Source organism: Pseudomonas sp. UV AK001 (assembly GCF_046097675.1).
In the GTDB taxonomy this organism is placed as follows: domain Bacteria; phylum Pseudomonadota; class Gammaproteobacteria; order Pseudomonadales; family Pseudomonadaceae; genus Aquipseudomonas; species Aquipseudomonas kribbensis.
The window spans coordinates 518,221-535,726 of record NZ_JBJUVZ010000001.1 but is presented as its reverse complement, the minus strand read 5'-3'; the positions used below and the strand labels follow the sequence as shown (position 1 = coordinate 535,726).

Here is a 17,506-nt window from a genome sequence, read left to right as displayed (position 1 = left end):
GATGATCATCGACACCCATCTGCACCCCACCAACCTGGTCGACGAGGCCTGGCGCCACACCGGCGAACCGTTCACCGGCGAGCGCATGCTCAAGCTGATGGACGGCCCGTACATGATCAACGGCAAGCCGCGCCGGATCGACATGGGTTTCATCCAGCCGCCACCGGGCAACACCGGTTATCGCGACGGCAACCGCCGTGGCCGCGAGGGCGTGCGCGACTACATGTCCTACGTCGCCGAACTGTGCGTGAAGTACCCGGACCGCTTCATCGGCAACTTCAACTTCAACCCGCGCTGGGGACCGGAAAACGGCGCGGCAGAGCTGGAATTCCACATCAAGGAATACGGCTTCAAGATGCTCAAGCTGCACGCCAACATGCATGGCTATCGCCCGGATCGCGCACTTGACTGGCTGCGCCCGGCGATGAAAGTCTGCGCCAAGTACAACATCGTGGTGTTGATCCACACCGGCGATGGGCCGTACACCATTCCGACAATGTTCTATCCGATCATCCGCGAGTTCCCGATGGTCAATTTCATCATCGGTCACTTTGGCATCCAGACCGGCGGCAACTACTCGTTCGAGGCGTTCTGGATGGCGATGGACACGCCGAACGTATACTGCGAATCCGGCTGGTGCTTCCAGTCGCGGATCGTCGAGTTCGCCAAGGAACTGCCGCGCAACAAGATCGTGTTCGGCACCGACTCGCCGCCGAACGAACCGGGCATGTGGCTGCGCGAACTGGAAGTGTTGTGCTCGCCGGCGCCGCAGGGTCTGGGGATCGACGAGGACCACCTTGAGGATTACCTGGGCAACAACATCGCCCGGTTGTGCGGGATCGAACCGACCCCGCCGCCCAAGGATCTGGCCGAGGCGGACATTCGTCTGACCACGACCTACCTCTAAACCCGTACACAGCGACTTTACAGGCGCGAAGATGACCCGGCGTTCGCTCGACCGGCAGGCCAACGGCTTGTCGATCGAACGCCACCCTCCCCCCTGCGCGCCTGCTTTTTACGAGGTGAAACCATGACCCGTTCGACGCTCGGCGACTCTCAGGATTTTCACGTATTCATTGACGCCTATCGCCGTCAGTACCCGGACGATGTGCTGACCATCACCCAACCCCTTTCTGCCGATCAGGACGTCACCGCCCTGGTCGATGCCCTCGCCACTCAGGGCCGCGATCCGCTGTTGATCTGCGAACACGTCGGCAACCTCGGCGTGCCGGTGGCGAGCAATCTGTTCGCCTCCCGCCGGCGTATTGCCCGACTGTTCGGCGTCAGCGCCGCGCAGTTGCACGAAACCTTCCAGACCCGCGCCAACCAGCCAATCGCGCCGCGCTACGTCGAAACCGGCCCGGTGCTCGACGAGGTGTTCGAAGGCGAAGCGCTAGACCTGGCGCTGCTGCCGATGCTCAAGCATTTCGACAGTGATCGCGGCCCCTACATCACCAACGCGATCATCATCGCCGAAGACCCGCAGACCGGCATCGCCAACATGAGCTACCACCGCTCGATGCGTCATGCGCGTCAGGCCCTGGCCACCAGCCTGCATTCACGCGGGCACCTGTGGCGGATGTTGCAGACCGCCCGCGAACGCGGCGAAGAACTGCGCGTGGCCATGGTGGTCGGCGCGCATCCGCTGTTCATGCTCGCCGCCGCTGCACGCCTGCCCTACGGCAGCGATGAACGCGCAGTGGCCGGCGGGCTGTTCGGTGCGCCGCTGGAACTGGTCAAGACCCCGCGCTATGGCATCGGCGTGCCGGCTTACGCCGAATTCGTGCTCGAAGGCGCGATAGACCCGGCGGCCTATGCCGAAGAAGGTCCGTTCGGCGAATTCAGCGGTTATTCCTCGGATCGCTCGACCAACAACGTGCTGCGCGTCGACACTCTGTTACGGCGCAAGGACGCGTGGCTGGTGGACGTGATGGGCGGGCGCTACGCCGAACACTTGACCCTGGCGCGGCTGCCCCGCGAGGCGGAAATGAGCGAAAAGCTCAAGGCACGTTTCCCCGCCGTCACCGCCGTGCATTACCCGAACTCCGGCACGCATTTTCATTGCTACGTGGCGCTGGACCAGAGCCGCGACGGCGAAGCCCGGCAGATCATGCTGGCCCTGCTCGGCTGGGACCCGTACCTGAAAACCGTGATCGCGGTGGACAGCGATATCGACCTCACCGACGACAGCCAGGTGCTGTGGGCGCTGGCCACGCACTTCCAGCCGCACCTCGACATTTTCACCATCGACGGTTTGCCCGGCAGTCCGCTCGACCCGTCGTCCTCGGTCAATGGCACCACCTCGCGCATGGGCCTGGATGCCACGCGCGGCTCGGGGTTCGACGGGATCAAGGCGCAGCTCGATCAGGACGTGCTCGAACGCGCGCGGCAACTGCTTGAAGGTCTGCCATCGTGAACCGCCAGCGGATGGTGGTCGGCATCAGCGGCGCGTCCGGGTTCATCTACGGCGTGCGCCTGCTGGAGTTGCTGGCCGAGCTGAACATCGAAAGCCACCTGATCATCAGCCGCGCCGCGCTGCTGACCATGGCCCACGAAACCGACTACAAACTGGCGGACGTCACCGCTCTCGCCAGCCATTACCACCGCGCCGATGACGTCGCCGCCGGGATCGCCAGCGGTTCGTTCCGTTGCCTGGGCATGGTGGTCGCGCCGTGTTCAATGAGGACGCTGGCGGAGATCGCCACCGGCACGTCATCGGGGCTGATCGGCCGCGCCGCCGACGTCACCCTCAAGGAGCGCCGCACCCTGGTGCTGATGGCCCGCGAAACCCCGCTGACCCTCGCCCACCTGCGCAACATGACCGCCGTCACCGAGATGGGCGGCATCATCGCCCCGCCGGTGCCGGCCTTCTACGCCCGCCCCGAAAGCCTGGCGCAAATGGTCGACCACAGCCTCGGCCGCGTCCTCGACCTGTTCGGCCTCGATACCGGCACCGCCCTGCGCTGGGGTGAAACCCCGGCCTCCAGACAAAGCCAGCCTCATTCCCCTTCATCGTGCACCGGTCTATCAATACCAAGGAGCCTCACATGAACACCCCCTTCAACGCCCCGACCCCGAACACCAAAATCCCGGTCACCATCCTCACCGGGTTCCTCGGTGCCGGCAAAACCACCCTGCTCAATTACATCCTCAAGGAGAACCACGGCCGCAAGATCGCGGTGATCGAAAACGAGTTCGGCGAGGTCGGCATCGACGGCGATCTGGTGCTCAGCTCCGAGACCGAAGAAATCTACGAAATGGTCAATGGCTGCGTCTGCTGCACCGCCGAAGTCCGCGAGGATCTGGTGCGCATCGTCCGTGAACTGGTGGCGCGCCCGGTGCGGCTCGACCACATCCTGATCGAAACCAGCGGCCTGGCCGACCCGTACCCGGTGGCCCAGAGCTTCTTCATCAACGACCCGATTGCCGAGGAAGTCGAACTCGACGCCATCGTGACCATGGTCGATGCCAAGCACATCGCCCAGCACCTGGAAGACCTGCAATTGGACGGCGTCGACAATCAGGCGGTGGATCAGATCGTCTGCGCCGACCGCATCGTCATCAACAAGGTCGATCTGGTCAGCGATGAAGAAGTGGAAACCCTGCGTGGCAAGATCCGTGGATTGAACGCCACAGCGGATCTGGTGACCTCGACCCATGCGCAGATCGACCTGTCGAAAATCCTCGGCATCGGCGCCTTCGAATGCACGCAGAAGCTGATGGAAATCGGCGCGGATCAGCACGACCACGATCACCACGACCATGCCCATCACGCTGAAGAGCCCGATCACGACCACGACCCGAGCGTGTCCTCGGTGGGCATTGCCGTGGACGGCGCCGTCGACCTGATGGCGTTCCACCGCTGGATCACCGAACTGCGCAGTGCTCAGGCCGACAACCTGTACCGCATGAAAGGCGTGCTGGCGGTGGCCAACGAAGACCAGCGCTACGTGCTGCAAGGCGTGCACAGCCTGGTGGAGTTCCGCGCCTCGACCGCATGGGGCAGCGAGCCGCGCTCGAGCAAGATCGTGTTCATCGGCCGCGACCTGGATCGGGCGGCGCTGAACAAGGGCTTCGCCGCCTGCCTGGCCGGCTGAAACCCGGCATCGGAGCCGGTGGATGGCGGTTCCGGGCACACAGAACGAATACCCCTCTGTACCGAATAACAACAGCTAGAGGTGATTCCCCATGTCGTCAGCCAGTTCCTCCTCCACCGTCCACCCCGTCGACCGCGTCCTGCCGGTGCGACAGATGCTCACTCTCGGCCTGCAACACATGGCCGTCTCGTACATCGGCGCCATCGCCGTGCCGTTGATTGTCGCCAGTGCCTTGAAGATGTCCCACGCCGACACGGTGGTGCTGATCAGCACCACGCTGTTCTGCTCCGGTATCGCCACCCTGCTGCAGACCGTCGGTTTCTGGAAGTTCGGCGTGCGCCTGCCGATCCTGCAAGGTGTAGCGTTCAGCAGTGTCGGACCGGTGATCGCCATCGGCAGCAACCCGGAGGTGGGTTTCGCCGGGGTCTGCGGGGCGGTGATCGGCGCGGGGATTTTCACCCTGCTGATGGCGCCGTTCGTGGGCCGGTTGCGACGATTCTTTCCGCCGGTGGTGACCGGTTGCATCGTCACGGTGATCGGTCTGCAGCTGTTTCCGATTGCCTATGAATGGGTCGGTGGCGGGCGCAACGCGAGCAACTTCGGCGCCCCGGCGTTTCTTGCCGTGGCCGTGCTGGTGTTGCTGACGATTCTGCTGGTCAACCGTTATGGCAGCCCGTTGCTGCGCAACATGGCGGTGCTGGTGGGGATGCTGGTGGGCGCCGGTCTGGCTTACGGTCTGGGCATGGGCAACTTTCATAGCGTCGAGGACGCGCCGTGGCTGACCGTGCCCTACCCGTTCTATTTCGGCCTGCCGACTTTCAGCCTGATCCCCATCGCCACCATGGTGGTGGTGATGATCGTGCAGATGGTCGAGTCCATGGGGCTGTTCGTGGCCATCGGCGACATCGTCGACAAACCGGTGGACGACAAGCAGGTGATCAACGGCCTGCGCGCCAATGGCCTGGCCAGCACCATCGCCGGGATGTTCGCCGCCTTCCCGTTCATTGCCTTCATGGAAAACGTCGGGCTGGTGATCCTGACCGGCGTGCGCAGCCGCTGGGTGGTGGCGATCAGCGGTCTGCTGATGTGCTCGATTGCCTTGGTACCGAAGGCCGGGGCGATCATCGCCTCGATGCCGACCGCTGCACTGGGCGGTGCCGGCATCGCCATGTTCGGCGTGGTCGCGGCTGCCGGCATCCAGACCCTGGCCAAGGTCGACTACGAGCGCAACCGCTACAACGTGCTGATCGTCGGTTTCACCATCGCCGCCGCCCTGGTGCCGGTGCTCGCCCCGACCCTGTTCAAACAACTGCCCGAGTGGTCACAGCCGTTCCTGCACAGCAGCGTGGTCATCGCCTGCCTGGTGTCGGTGCTGCTCAACGCGGCGCTCAACGGCGTCAGCGTGCCAGAAACCACACCCGGCAAATCCGCCTCGCACATCCTCTGACTGGAGCTGCCCATGACTCGACTTCAAAATATCCTGATCAAAAATCCCGTGGCGGTGATGACCGGCCTGCGCGGCCCCCGGGCCAGGGCCGGCGCCGTGGACATCCGCGTGGTCAACGGCCGCATCGCCGAAATGGCCGCCAACCTTGAGCCACAGCCCGGTGAACGAGTGATCGACGCCCGTAACTCGGTGGTCTATCCGGGCTGGATCAACACCCACCATCACCTGTTCCAGAACCTGCTCAAAGCCGTGCCCGAGGGCTTGAATCAGGATCTGCAAGGCTGGCTGGCCAGCGTGCCCTACCCGCGCCTGAACCGCTTCACCCCGCAACTGGCAAAGATCGCCGCGCGGCTGGGGATGGTTGAACTGCTGCTGTCCGGCGTCACCACTTGCGCCGATCACCACTACCTCTACCACGCCCACGGCAGCACCGAGATCGGCGACCTGCTGTTCGACCTTGCCGAGGAATTCGGCCTGCGTTTCGCGCTCTGCCGTGGCGGTGCGCTGGAGTCGGCAAGCGCGCATCCGGGCTTCTCGAAAACCGCGCTGCAACCGGAATCCCTGGAACAAATGGTCGGCGATCTCGAACGGCTGAAATCGCGCTACCACCAGGACACCCCGGACGCGCTGCGGCGGGTGGTCGTGGCACCGACCACGCCAACCTTCTCGCTGCCGCCAACGCTGCTGCGTGAACTGGCGCACACCGCCCGAGGCATGGGATTGCGCCTGCATACGCACCTGTCGGAAACCGAGAATTACGTGAATTTCTGCCGCGACAAGTACAACTGCCTGCCGGTGGAGTTTGTCGCCGAACACGAATGGCTCGGACCGGACGTCTGGTTCGCCCACGCCGTGCACCTGCAACCGGGGGAAATCCGCATGCTCGCCCAGACCGGCACCGGCGTCTCCCACTGCCCGGTGAGCAACGCCCGGCTGGGCAGCGGCGTCGCGCCGATTCCGCAGATGTACGAAGCGGGCGTGCCGATCTCCCTCGGCGTCGACGGTGTGGCCTCCAACGAATCCGGAAGCATGGTCGGCGAAGCCAACACCGCGTGGCTGATCCACCGCGCCGAACAGGGCGCCTCGGCCACCACCGCCGAAGACGTGATCCACTGGGGCACGGCCGGCGGCGCGCAAGTGCTCGGGCTTGGCGCGGTCGGCACGCTGGAAGTCGGCCAGGCAGCGGATCTGGTGATCTACAGCCTCGACCATCCACGCTTCTACGGCTTCCACGACAGCGCCGTCGCACCGGTCGTCGCGGGTGAACCGATTGCCGTGAAGTACAGCCTGGTGGGTGGGCGGATCGTGGTCGATGACGGCGTGATTCCGGGGCTGGATATCGAGCGGATGCGGGCCGAGGCGTTGGAGGGTGTGCAGGCGATGATGACGGTCGATGATTGATGCATCTCCGGTGGGAGCAGCGGTGCGACGATTCGTCTCGTCGGCTCCCACCGGCGACATTAGCGCCTTCCGGTTTTGTCGACTAACGTTAGTACCTCATCGGATTGAGCCCCTGCCAGCTACACCGGGCTCTTGATCAAGGAGAGACTGATGACATCCAACCGCCTCATCGAACAGACCTATCGCACCTGGTCCAGCCCCATCCTGCTGGAGCTGAAAAAGCGCGAGCACCAGATGGCGCCGGCCGAGCGTCAGGCGCTTGAAAATGTAATGGTGGAAAGACGATTGCTGGACGTTGGCAACCCGAATGGCGTTGAACGGCGTAAAGGCGCGGCGAGTAAAACCGACAATCCCGGGTAATCAGTTCACCCGCCTGAGTTTGCGTACAGCCCCAGGCTCAGTAGCTCCTTGCGCAGGATCGAGGGCTTTAGAACCGCCAATCCAGCCTGCCATTCCATCGGCAGCAAACGACTCAACTTCTGCTGGCTGACCAAGGGTTCGGCCAGCAAACAACTTTTGCGCTGGCTGATGCTGATGACGTTCAGCAACCAGTCATCGCCCTGCCCGCCCATCCAGCGGCAAATCTCGCTGCGATACTTCTCGATCAATGCATCGGCGTCCCACACGGTCATCTGCGCAAAAACCCCGGGCAACCGGCTCTCGGGTTTCATGCGTTTGAGATCGGCGGCCAATGCAGCAGACATGTCTGATTCGATGGCCGCCTGACATTCAAGGAAGTATCGCTCGGGCCAGTCCGCCGTGAGTTTCCCGTGTGGCGCGAGCTCGGCGTAGGCCTCGATGTCCGCCGCCGTGGTCATCTGCCCGGTGAAATTCAGCGTGTTGTCGAGAATCGCCGTGGCCAGCAGCGCGGCGCTTTGCTCGCTGATCCTCGATAGCAATCCTGCGGCTTTCCAGCGTTGGAAAACCTGAGTCGCCGCCGCGCCGATCGGGCGGATATCGGCGGCAGGTCCGAGCTTCTGCGCCCAGTGGTTTTCGAACCCCGGATGATGGTCGATGACTTCCACCACCCGGTCGAGTGCGACCATGGGGTCGAAGTGGTGGTAATCGGAGACATCGACCAGCACAAACTCGTCGCTGGATGTCGGGCGGTAATCGTCCAGATCGACGCCCCAGCCCAGCACGGTTTTCGAAACGCTGGCATTGGGTTTTGCGCTGCTGACAGCGCGGGCGGGAATGCCTTGCAGGTTGAGCAGTTCGGCGTAGGCGATGCAGCAGGCCCAGGCGTCGATGTCCAGATATGCCGAGCCTGAGGTGATGACTTTGATGGGCGACATTGCGCGTCCCTGGCTTCCATTTCAGGGGCGGCAACGTCGCATGTACAGATGACAGTTTGAAGTCAGGCGGCGCGCTGCCCTCCCGCCACGGCTGCCGAAGCCGCCAGCATCGCCCGCAACAACACCGCACAGCCCGCCGCCAGATCGTCCGGCGCGGCGTTTTCGATTTCGTTGTGGCTGATGCCGCCCTCGCACGGCACGAAGATCATCCCGGCCGGGCCGAGTTCGGCGAGGAAGATTGCGTCGTGGCCGGCGCCGCTGACGATGTCCATGTGCGACAGGCCCAGACCTTTGGCGGCGCCACGCACCGCTTCGACACAGCCTTTTTCGAAGTACAGCGGCGGGAAGTCGGCGGTCGGGGTCAGCTCGTAGGTCAGGCCGTGTTCTTCGCAGGTGGTTTCGATGACTTGCTTGACCTCCGCGATCATCGAGTCGAGGCGTGCCGGTTCCAGATGCCGGAAGTCGAGGGTCATGCGCACCTCACCGGGAATGACGTTGCGCGAACCCGGATAGGCCTGCAGGCAACCGACCGTGCCGCAGGCGTGGGGTTGATGGCCGAGGGCGGCTCGGTTGACTGCGCCGACGATCACCGAGGCGCCCACCAACGCATCCTTGCGCAGGTGCATCGGGGTCGGGCCGGCGTGGGCTTCGACGCCGCGCAGTTTCAGGTCGAACCACTTCTGCCCCAGTGCGCCGAGTACCACGCCGATAGTTTTCTGTTCGTCTTCCAGGATTGGCCCCTGTTCGATGTGCGCCTCGAAATAGGCGCCAACCTTGTGCCCGCTGACCTTGCGCGGCCCGGCGTAGCCGATGGCGTTCAGCGCTTCGCCGACCGTTACGCCGTCGGCATCGACCTTGGCCAGGGTTTCTTCGAGGGTGAACTTTTCCGCGAACACGCCGGAGCCCATCATGCACGGGGCGAAGCGTGAGCCTTCTTCGTTGGTCCAGACCACCACTTCCAGCGGCGCCTCGGTTTCCACCCCCAGGTCGTTGAGGGTACGCAGCACCTCGACCCCGGCCAGCACGCCGAAGCAGCCGTCGAACTTGCCGCCGGTGGGCTGGGTGTCGATGTGACTGCCGGTCATCACTGGCGGAAGGTTCGGGTTGCGCCCGGGGCGGCGGGCGAAGATGTTGCCGACCTCATCGACCGTGACGCTGCAACCGGCGTCCTTGCACCACTGCACGAAAATATCGCGGGCCTGGCGGTCGAGGTCGGTCAGGGCTAGGCGGCAGACCCCGCCCTTGACCGTGGCGCCGAGCTTGGCCAGTTCCATGAGCGACGCCCACAAGCGGTCGCGGTTGATGTGCTGATGGGTCGATTGCAGAACGTCTACGGCTGCGTTCATGGGGATCTCCTCAGGCAGTTCTTATGGGAATTACAACGGCGATTTGACGATGACCGGGCTGGTCCGCATCGCGCACAGCCCGTAATAGATCAACCCGCCCAGCGCCGAGCCGGTGAACCAGCCGTAGCTGTAGAACCAGCTGAACGCGCTGCTGCCCAGCGACAGCAGGGTCAGCACCACCGGCACGCCGAACGCGATGAACCCGGCCCAGTTCCACGCCGGGTAGATGTCATCGCGATACAGGCCGGCCAGGTCCAGTTGTTGTTTCTTGATCAGGAAATAGTCCACCACCATGATCCCGGCAATCGGCCCGAGCAGGCTGGAATAGCCCAGCAGCCAATTCGAATACACGGTTTCCAGGCTGACATCGGAGACGATCCAGCCGAGCTTTTTCAGCAACTCATGACCCATCAGCGCGAGGCCGACGAACCCGGTGAGGATCACAGCCTTGGTGCGGTTGATGACCTTGGGCGCGATGTTCTGGAAGTCGTTGGTCGGCGAGACGATATTGGCGGCGGTGTTGGTCGACAGCGTGGCGATGATGATCAGCGCCATGGCCACCGCGACCCACACCGGGCTCTGGATGTGGCCGATCAAAGTCACCGGATCGGAAACGCTGACACCCACCAGTTTCACTGACGCGGCGGTCATCACCACGCCCAGTGCGGCGAACAGGAACATGGTCAGCGGCAGGCCGAAAATCTGCCCGAGGATCTGATCCTTCTGGCTGCGGGCATAACGGCTGAAGTCGGGAATGTTCAGCGACAGCGTGGCCCAGAAGCCGACCATCGCCGTCAGCCCGGCGGCGAAGTAACTGACCACGCTCGCGCCCTCGGGACGCTTCGGCGGAATCGCCAGCAGTTCGGTCATCGACACATTGGGCATGGCCCACACCAGCAGCCCGATGCCGACCGCCACCAACAGCGGCGCCGACAGGGTTTCCAGCCATTTGATCGACTCGGCGCCCCGGATCACCACCCACAGGTTCAGTGTCCAGAAAATCATGAAACCGATCACCTCCCCCGTGCCGCCGAGGGATTTCCAGCCCTCGAAAATCGAGCCGAGAAACAGGTGGATCGCCAACCCGCCGAACATGGTCTGGATGCCGAACCAGCCGCAGGCCACCAGCGCGCGAATCAGGCACGGCACGTTGGAGCCGAGAATCCCGAACGAAGAGCGCAGCAGCACCGGAAACGGAATGCCGTATTTGGTGCCGGGAAACGCATTCAGTGTCAGCGGGATGAGCACGATGATGTTGGCAAACAGAATCGCCAGCAGCGCCTCGCCGACGGTCAAACCGAAATACGCGGTGAGCACGCCGCCCAGGGTGTAGGTCGGCACGCAGATCGACATGCCGACCCACAGCGCAGTGATGTGCCATTTGTTCCAGGTTCGTTCGCGCACCTTGGTCGGTGCCATGTCGTGGTTGTAACGGGGACTGTCGAGGACGTCGCTGCCGGCTTCGAGTTCGAACAAGCCGTCGCGCTCGGTCACTTGCGATCTGTTCTGTTGCATGGCCGCTCCACTGTTCTTCTGATTATTTTTTGCTCATCAGGCGGCTGCACACGCAGGTGCGAGCCGGACGATGGCCGGAGGAACTGACAACCTTCATGCACCGGCCATGGTGTCAGCGGCGGCATCAATAAACGTGCCGGGTGCCCCGCTTGCGCATCGGGCCGTGCTTTTCATTTCTTGTAACCAACTGATGTTTATCAGTTTTAATTATTCACCTGGTGAGGCCGCGAAAACTTGACTGAACACTCAGGCTAAATGCCAGGCAAGTTGTCCGAACTGTCAGGACTCAATCTGGTGCACTGCACTTTTTTTCATCGTGGGCGATCAGCCGCAGCTCAACTTCAAGCGGCTGATTTCACATAGGAAATCTTGCTCATATTTCCAACCTGTCAAGTGCGTCAAAATGGTGAAGCGCCTCACCATTTTGGTGATTTATGTTTTTTATCGTTATTTATCAATCACTTAAAACCGTAATAAGCTTATAAAAAATAATCTTGATCAATTGCAGAACTGCGACTAGCGTCTATTCCTGACAGTGCTGACAAGATTACGCATTTGGCGCTGCAAACAATAAAACACTAGAACCGGCACAAGTCGGTCATGCCTGCGAGGAACTCGGAATGTCTCTGTTGATCCGTGGCGCCACCGTTGTTACCCATGATGAAAGTTACCGCGCCGATGTCTATTGCGCTGACGGCGTGATCAAAGCCATTGGTGAAAACCTGGATGTTCCCGCCGGCGCCGAAGTACTCGACGGCAGCGGCCAATACTTGATGCCCGGCGGCATCGATCCGCACACCCACATGCAACTCCCGTTCATGGGCACCGTGGCCAGCGAAGACTTCTACAGCGGCACCGCCGCAGGCCTGGCCGGCGGCACTACGTCGATCATCGATTTCGTGATTCCCAACCCGCAGCAATCGCTGCTCGAAGCCTTTCACCAGTGGCGCGGCTGGGCGGAGAAGTCGGCGTCGGACTATGGCTTCCACGTTGCGATCACCTGGTGGAGCGAGCAGGTCCGCGAGGAAATGGCCGAGCTGGTCAGTCATCACGGGATCAACAGCTTCAAGCATTTCATGGCCTACAAGAACGCGATCATGGCCGCCGACGACACGCTGGTGGCGAGCTTCGAGCGCTGCCTGGAACTCGGTGCGGTGCCGACCGTGCACGCGGAGAACGGCGAGCTGGTCTATCACCTGCAACGCAAGCTGATGGCTCAGGGCATCACCGGGCCGGAAGCGCATCCACTGTCGCGGCCCTCTCAGGTCGAAGGTGAAGCCGCGAGCCGGGCGATCCGTATCGCTGAAACCATCGGCACCCCGCTGTACCTGGTACACGTCTCGACCAAGGAAGCCCTCGACGAAATCACCTACGCCCGCAGCAAGGGCCAACCGGTCTACGGCGAAGTGCTCGCCGGGCATCTGCTGCTGGACGACAGCGTCTACCAGCACCCGGACTGGCAGACCGCTGCCGGTTACGTGATGAGCCCGCCGTTCCGCCCGCGCGGGCATCAAGAGGCACTGTGGCATGGTCTGCAGAGCGGCAATCTGCACACCACCGCCACCGACCATTGCTGCTTCTGCGCCGAGCAGAAAGCCGCCGGCCGCGACGATTTCAGCAAGATCCCCAACGGCACCGCCGGCATCGAAGACCGCATGGCGGTGTTGTGGGATGAAGGAGTGAACACCGGGCGGTTGTCGATGCAGGACTTCGTCGCCCTCACCTCCACCCACACCGCCAAGATCTTCAACCTCTACCCACGCAAAGGCGCGATCCGTGTCGGCGCCGATGCCGACCTGGTGCTGTGGGACCCGCAAGGTACCCGCACCATCTCCGCCAAGACCCACCATCAGCAGGTGGACTTCAACATCTTCGAAGGCAAGACCGTGCGCGGTGTGCCGAGCCATACCGTCAGCCAGGGGAAAGTGGTCTGGGCCGACGGCGACCTGCGCGCCGAGCGCGGGGCGGGCCGGTATATCGAACGGCCGGCGTATCCGGCGGTGTTTGATTTGTTGAGCAAGCGGGCTGAGTTGCACAGGCCGGTTGCGGTTAAACGCTGAAATCCAGGCCTTCGGCCATCGCTGGCAGGCTAGCTCCCACAGGTGTACGCATTCCAAATGTGGGAGCCAGTCTGCTGGCGATGAGGCCAGTTCAGACACTACAAAAAAACACTGCCCGACAGAGGCAGAAAACCTCAAATAACCGTGAGGCAAAAAACCGTGATCGAGACCCTGAACCATCTCCCGCACCCGCACGAAAGTGCGGCCGCCCTCGCCGGCCATTTCACCGATCTGGCGCCGCCGCTCAACGACCGTCAGGCGCATCTGGAAGCCTCGCGCTGCCTGTATTGCTACGACGCGCCCTGCGTGAACGCGTGCCCGAGCGAGATCGACATTCCGTCGTTCATCCGCAATATCCATCAGGACAACGTGCCCGGTGCGGCGCAGAAAATCCTTTCGGCGAACATCCTCGGCGGCAGTTGCGCCCGGGTCTGTCCGACCGAAATCCTCTGCCAGCAAGCCTGCGTGCGCAACAACGCCCACGAATGCGCACCAGTGTTGATCGGCCTGCTGCAACGCTACGCCGTGGACAATGCGCATTTCACCGAGCACCCGTTCCAGCGCGCTGCCGCCACCGGCAAACGCATCGCCGTGGTCGGTGCCGGCCCCGCAGGTTTGTCCTGCGCCCACCGCAGCGCCATGCACGGGCATGACGTGGTGATTTTCGAAGCGCGGGAGAAGGCTGGCGGGCTCAACGAATACGGGATCGCCAAGTACAAACTGGTGGATGACTACGCACAGAAGGAACTGGATTTCCTCCTGCAAATCGGCGGCATCGAAATCCGCCACGGCCAGAAACTCGGTGAAAATCTGACCTTGAGCGAACTGCATCAGCAGTTCGACGCGGTGTTCCTCGGCCTCGGCCTCAATGCGAGCAAACAACTCGGCCTGGCCCACGAAGACGCCCCCGGCCTGCTCGCCGCCACCGATTACATCCGCGAACTGCGCCAGGCCGATGACCTTTCGCAACTGCCGTTGGCCGAACACTGCATTGTCCTCGGCGCCGGCAACACTGCCATCGACATGGCCGTGCAAATGGCCCGCCTCGGCGCCCGCGACGTCAATCTGGTGTATCGCCGTGGCGCGGCGGACATGGGCGCCACCGGTCACGAGCAAGACATCGCCAAGGCCAATCAGGTGCGGCTGCTGACCTGGGCGCAACCGGACGAAGTGCTGCTCGATGCTCAAGGCAAGGTGCGCGGCATGCGCTTCGCCCGCACGCATCTGGTGGAAGGTCGCCTGCAAACCACTGGCGAGACCTTCGAGCTGGCGGCCGATGCGATCTTCAAAGCCATCGGCCAGGCCTTCGACGCCAGCGCTCTCGTCGACCCGCTGGCCCGCGAACTCAAACGTCAGGGCGAGCGGATCCAGGTCGATGAAAACCTGCGCACCAGTATCCCCGGCGTTTATGCCGGCGGTGACTGCACCAGCCTCGATCAGGATCTGACCGTGCAAGCGGTGCAACACGGCAAGCGCGCCGCCGAGGCGATCAACGCTCAACTGATGCTCAACGTGGAGGCTGCGTAAATGGCCGATCTCTCGATTGTCTTCGCCGGCATCAAAGCCCCCAATCCGTTCTGGCTGGCCTCCGCGCCACCGACCGACAAGGCCTACAACGTGGTGCGCGCCTTCGAGGCCGGCTGGGGCGGTGTGGTCTGGAAAACCCTGGGTGAAGACCCGGCGGCGGTCAACGTGTCCTCGCGCTATTCGGCGCATTACGGCAACAACCGCGAAGTGCTGGGCATCAACAACATCGAACTGATCACCGACCGCTCGCTGGAGATTAACCTGCGGGAAATCACTCAGGTGAAGAAGGACTGGCCGGATCGCGCGCTGATCGTGTCGCTGATGGTGCCGTGCGTCGAAGAGTCGTGGAAACACATCCTGCCGCTGGTGGAAGCCACTGGCGCCGACGGCATCGAGCTGAATTTCGGCTGCCCCCACGGCATGCCCGAGCGCGGCATGGGCGCGGCGGTCGGTCAGGTGCCGGAGTACGTCGAGCAGGTGACGCGCTGGTGCAAGACCTATTGCTCGCTGCCGGTGATCGTCAAGCTGACGCCGAACATCACCGACATCCGCGTCGCCGCCCGCGCCGCACACCGGGGTGGCGCCGATGCGGTGTCGCTGATCAACACCATCAACTCGATCACCAGCGTCGACCTCGAACACATGGTCGCCCTGCCCACCGTCGGCAGCAAAAGCACCCACGGCGGTTATTGCGGCTCGGCGGTCAAACCGATCGCGCTGAACATGGTCGCGGAAATCGCCCGCGACCCGCAGACCCAGGGCCTGCCGATCTGCGGCATCGGCGGCATCGGCAGCTGGCGCGACGCGGCGGAGTTTATTGCCTTGGGCAGCGGCGCGGTGCAGGTGTGCACGGCGGCGATGCTCCACGGCTTCCGGATTGTCGAGGAAATGAAGGACGGCTTGTCGCGGTGGATGGACAGTCAGGGTTACGCCAGCATCGCCGAGTTTTCCGGACGCGCAGTGGGCAACACCACGGACTGGAAGTACCTGGACATCAACTATCAGGTGATTGCGAAGATCGATCAGGAAGCGTGCATCGGTTGCGGGCGTTGCCACATTGCCTGCGAGGACACGTCACACCAGGCGATCAGCAGCCTGAAACAGGCCGATGGCACGCATAAATATGAAGTGATCGATGACGAGTGCGTGGGGTGCAATCTGTGCCAGATCACCTGTCCGGTGGCGGATTGTATCGAGATGGTGCCGATGGAGACAGGGAAGCCGTTTCTGGACTGGAATCATGATCCGCGCAATCCCTACCACGTTGCTGTCTAGATCGCCTGCAGATCCAGAAGCCCCCTCACCCTAGCCCTCTCCCCTGGGAGAGGGGACTGATTGGGGGATATTGACGAATTACACCGACGTGAAAGTCCTGCGTTGAATCTATAACCGTAACTGCTGGAGCTTCGCTGTAAATCCATAACCAAAACGGCTGGAACTAGGCTTTGAATCCATAATCGACTCGGTCATTCAGGTCGGCGTATAGCGAATTACGCCTCGGTCGGCTCCCTCTCCCTCCGGGCGGTCCGACGTTTCGGGAGGGCTGGGGTGAGGGTTAGCTTTTGCTTTCAGGGTTCTAATCCGATCCCCCGCAAAATCACACTCGTCACCGTCTGCACCGCCCGCTCGAACTGCATGTCCGACAACGGCTGATGCTCATTCAGAATATTCACCTGATGATCAAAGTCCGCATAGTGCTGGGTCGACGCCCAGATCATGTACAGCAAACTCGACGGTTCCACCGGCAGAATCCGTTTGTCCTCCACCCACTGACGGATCTTCGCTTCCTTCATCTTCGCCCAGTCGTACAGGCTGACATCCAGCGCCTCGCCCAGGGTCGGGGCGCCGTGGATGATTTCGTTGGCCCAGACTTTCGAGCCATACGGTCGGCTACGCGAGTGATTCATCTTGGCGCGGATGTAGCTGCTGAGCACCACGCGCGGATCGTCGAACATCTCGAAGCACAGCGCGTCCTGTTTCCACACTTCCAGCAGGTCGAACAGCACGGCGCTGTACAGCTCGCTCTTGGTTGAAAAGTAGTAATGCAGGTTGGAACGCGGCAGCTGCACTTCGGCGGCGATGTCGGCCATGGCGGTGCCGCCGAAGCCTTTTTCGGCGAAGACTTTTTCCGCCGCCAGCAGGATCTTGTCGACGTTGGTGCGGCGGATTTCGATCTTGTGATTGCCCATGAGGGCTCCCTGAAGACAACGTTGTTGAAGACTAGCATCCGCTCTGGGCAAGGGGCGACAGGCGAGAACGATTCTTCACACACTTGGGCTTTTTTCTGGTTTAGGATCGCCCCCCTTCTCCCTGTCAGACACTGAAGGATCTTGTCCATGACCATTCGCAAACGTATTGCCGCGGACGATCAGCAACTTGCCGACCTGTGGGAACGTTCCGTCCGCGCCACCCACGACTTTCTTCCGGAAGACGACATTCACCGGCTGTTCCCGCTGGTCCGTGACGCCTACCTGCCCGCACTGGATGTCTGGGTCTTCGAGAACCCCGACAACTCTCCGGCAGGTTTTATTGCCACCGACGACGACACCGTGCAAATGCTGTTCATCGACCCGGCCCGGCGGGGCCAGGGCATCGGCCGACGCTTGCTCGACCATGTCCGCCGCCCGTTGCTGAAGGTCGACGTCAACGAACAGAATCCCCAGGCCCACGGCTTCTATCTGCACTACGGCTTCGAGGACATCGGCCGCTCGGAACTCGACGGCGAAGGCCGGCCCTTTCCGGTTGTGCACATGCGCCTGAAAAGCCTGTGAACCTCGCTCTATACTCAGCCCGCCATTTCACTGAAAGGACACTGCCC

Annotated in this window: 15 protein-coding genes; 11 read left to right on the top strand and 4 right to left on the bottom strand. The window is 62.5% G+C overall.

The window, feature by feature from the left end; translation table 11 throughout:
• Position 1: 1 nt before the first annotated feature.
• The 7 genes from ACKLNA_RS02520 to ACKLNA_RS02490 all read left to right on the top strand — a co-directional run bounded on the left by ACKLNA_RS02520 (position 2) and on the right by ACKLNA_RS02490 (position 7,305).
• Positions 2 to 907 (top strand): amidohydrolase family protein, encoded by a 906-nt coding sequence (locus ACKLNA_RS02520; RefSeq protein ID WP_007952854.1) that lies wholly within the window; start codon positions 2 to 4, stop codon positions 905 to 907.
• A 123-nt stretch (positions 908 to 1,030) separates the two neighbouring features.
• Positions 1,031 to 2,416, top strand: coding sequence for a UbiD family decarboxylase (locus ACKLNA_RS02515; RefSeq protein ID WP_408984752.1), 1,386 nt, complete (start codon positions 1,031 to 1,033; stop codon positions 2,414 to 2,416).
• Positions 2,417 to 2,427: 11 nt separating this feature from the next.
• On the top strand, positions 2,428 to 3,051 hold the full coding sequence (locus ACKLNA_RS02510) for a UbiX family flavin prenyltransferase (RefSeq protein ID WP_408985544.1): 624 nt from the start codon (positions 2,428 to 2,430) through the stop codon (positions 3,049 to 3,051).
• On the top strand, positions 3,048 to 4,097 hold the full coding sequence (locus ACKLNA_RS02505; protein ID WP_408984751.1) for a CobW family GTP-binding protein: 1,050 nt from the start codon (positions 3,048 to 3,050) through the stop codon (positions 4,095 to 4,097). Before ACKLNA_RS02510 ends, ACKLNA_RS02505 begins: the two co-directional genes overlap by 4 nt.
• Positions 4,098 to 4,188: 91 nt before the next feature.
• Positions 4,189 to 5,544: a nucleobase:cation symporter-2 family protein gene (locus ACKLNA_RS02500; RefSeq protein WP_248742058.1), complete on the top strand. Its 1,356-nt coding sequence runs from the start codon at positions 4,189 to 4,191 to the stop codon at positions 5,542 to 5,544.
• 12 nt (positions 5,545 to 5,556) lie between these two features.
• Positions 5,557 to 6,945, top strand: a complete 1,389-nt coding sequence (locus ACKLNA_RS02495; protein ID WP_408984750.1) for an amidohydrolase family protein — start codon at positions 5,557 to 5,559, stop codon at positions 6,943 to 6,945.
• Between the two features lie 150 nt (positions 6,946 to 7,095).
• Positions 7,096 to 7,305 (top strand): hypothetical protein, encoded by a 210-nt coding sequence (locus ACKLNA_RS02490; RefSeq protein WP_305833814.1) that lies wholly within the window; start codon positions 7,096 to 7,098, stop codon positions 7,303 to 7,305.
• A gap of 5 nt (positions 7,306 to 7,310) precedes the next feature.
• Here the strand turns inward: ACKLNA_RS02490 and ACKLNA_RS02485 are convergent, their stop codons facing one another.
• From ACKLNA_RS02485 to ACKLNA_RS02475, 3 genes are all read right to left on the bottom strand, one after another.
• Positions 7,311 to 8,231 (bottom strand): DHH family protein, encoded by a 921-nt coding sequence (locus ACKLNA_RS02485; protein WP_408985543.1) that lies wholly within the window; start codon positions 8,229 to 8,231, stop codon positions 7,311 to 7,313.
• Between the two features lie 71 nt (positions 8,232 to 8,302).
• Complete coding sequence (locus ACKLNA_RS02480; protein WP_192551977.1) at positions 8,303 to 9,586, bottom strand: Zn-dependent hydrolase; 1,284 nt, start codon at positions 9,584 to 9,586, stop codon at positions 8,303 to 8,305.
• Between the two features lie 30 nt (positions 9,587 to 9,616).
• A complete protein-coding gene (locus ACKLNA_RS02475) occupies positions 9,617 to 11,101 on the bottom strand; it encodes an NCS1 family nucleobase:cation symporter-1 (RefSeq protein WP_408984749.1) in 1,485 nt (494 codons plus the stop codon).
• 620 nt (positions 11,102 to 11,721) lie between these two features.
• Here ACKLNA_RS02475 and hydA point away from each other — a divergent pair.
• The 3 genes from hydA (at position 11,722) to preA (ending at position 15,963) form a co-directional block, all read left to right on the top strand.
• On the top strand, positions 11,722 to 13,161 hold the full coding sequence (hydA, locus tag ACKLNA_RS02470) for a dihydropyrimidinase (protein WP_119427122.1): 1,440 nt from the start codon (positions 11,722 to 11,724) through the stop codon (positions 13,159 to 13,161).
• Positions 13,162 to 13,320: 159 nt separating this feature from the next.
• Complete coding sequence (locus ACKLNA_RS02465; RefSeq protein WP_408984748.1) at positions 13,321 to 14,688, top strand: NAD(P)-dependent oxidoreductase; 1,368 nt, start codon at positions 13,321 to 13,323, stop codon at positions 14,686 to 14,688.
• On the top strand, positions 14,689 to 15,963 hold the full coding sequence (gene preA / locus ACKLNA_RS02460) for an NAD-dependent dihydropyrimidine dehydrogenase subunit PreA (RefSeq protein ID WP_408984747.1): 1,275 nt from the start codon (positions 14,689 to 14,691) through the stop codon (positions 15,961 to 15,963). It abuts the gene before it with no gap.
• Between the two features lie 293 nt (positions 15,964 to 16,256).
• On the opposite strand, the gene ACKLNA_RS02455 is transcribed toward preA, so the two are convergent.
• Entirely contained in the window at positions 16,257 to 16,877 is a 621-nt protein-coding gene (locus ACKLNA_RS02455; protein WP_007952885.1) for a TetR/AcrR family transcriptional regulator, read from the bottom strand.
• A gap of 147 nt (positions 16,878 to 17,024) precedes the next feature.
• Between ACKLNA_RS02455 and ACKLNA_RS02450 the strand changes: the two genes are divergently transcribed.
• Positions 17,025 to 17,459 (top strand): GNAT family N-acetyltransferase, encoded by a 435-nt coding sequence (locus ACKLNA_RS02450; RefSeq protein ID WP_408984746.1) that lies wholly within the window; start codon positions 17,025 to 17,027, stop codon positions 17,457 to 17,459.
• The last annotated feature ends 47 nt before the right edge of the window (positions 17,460 to 17,506 follow it).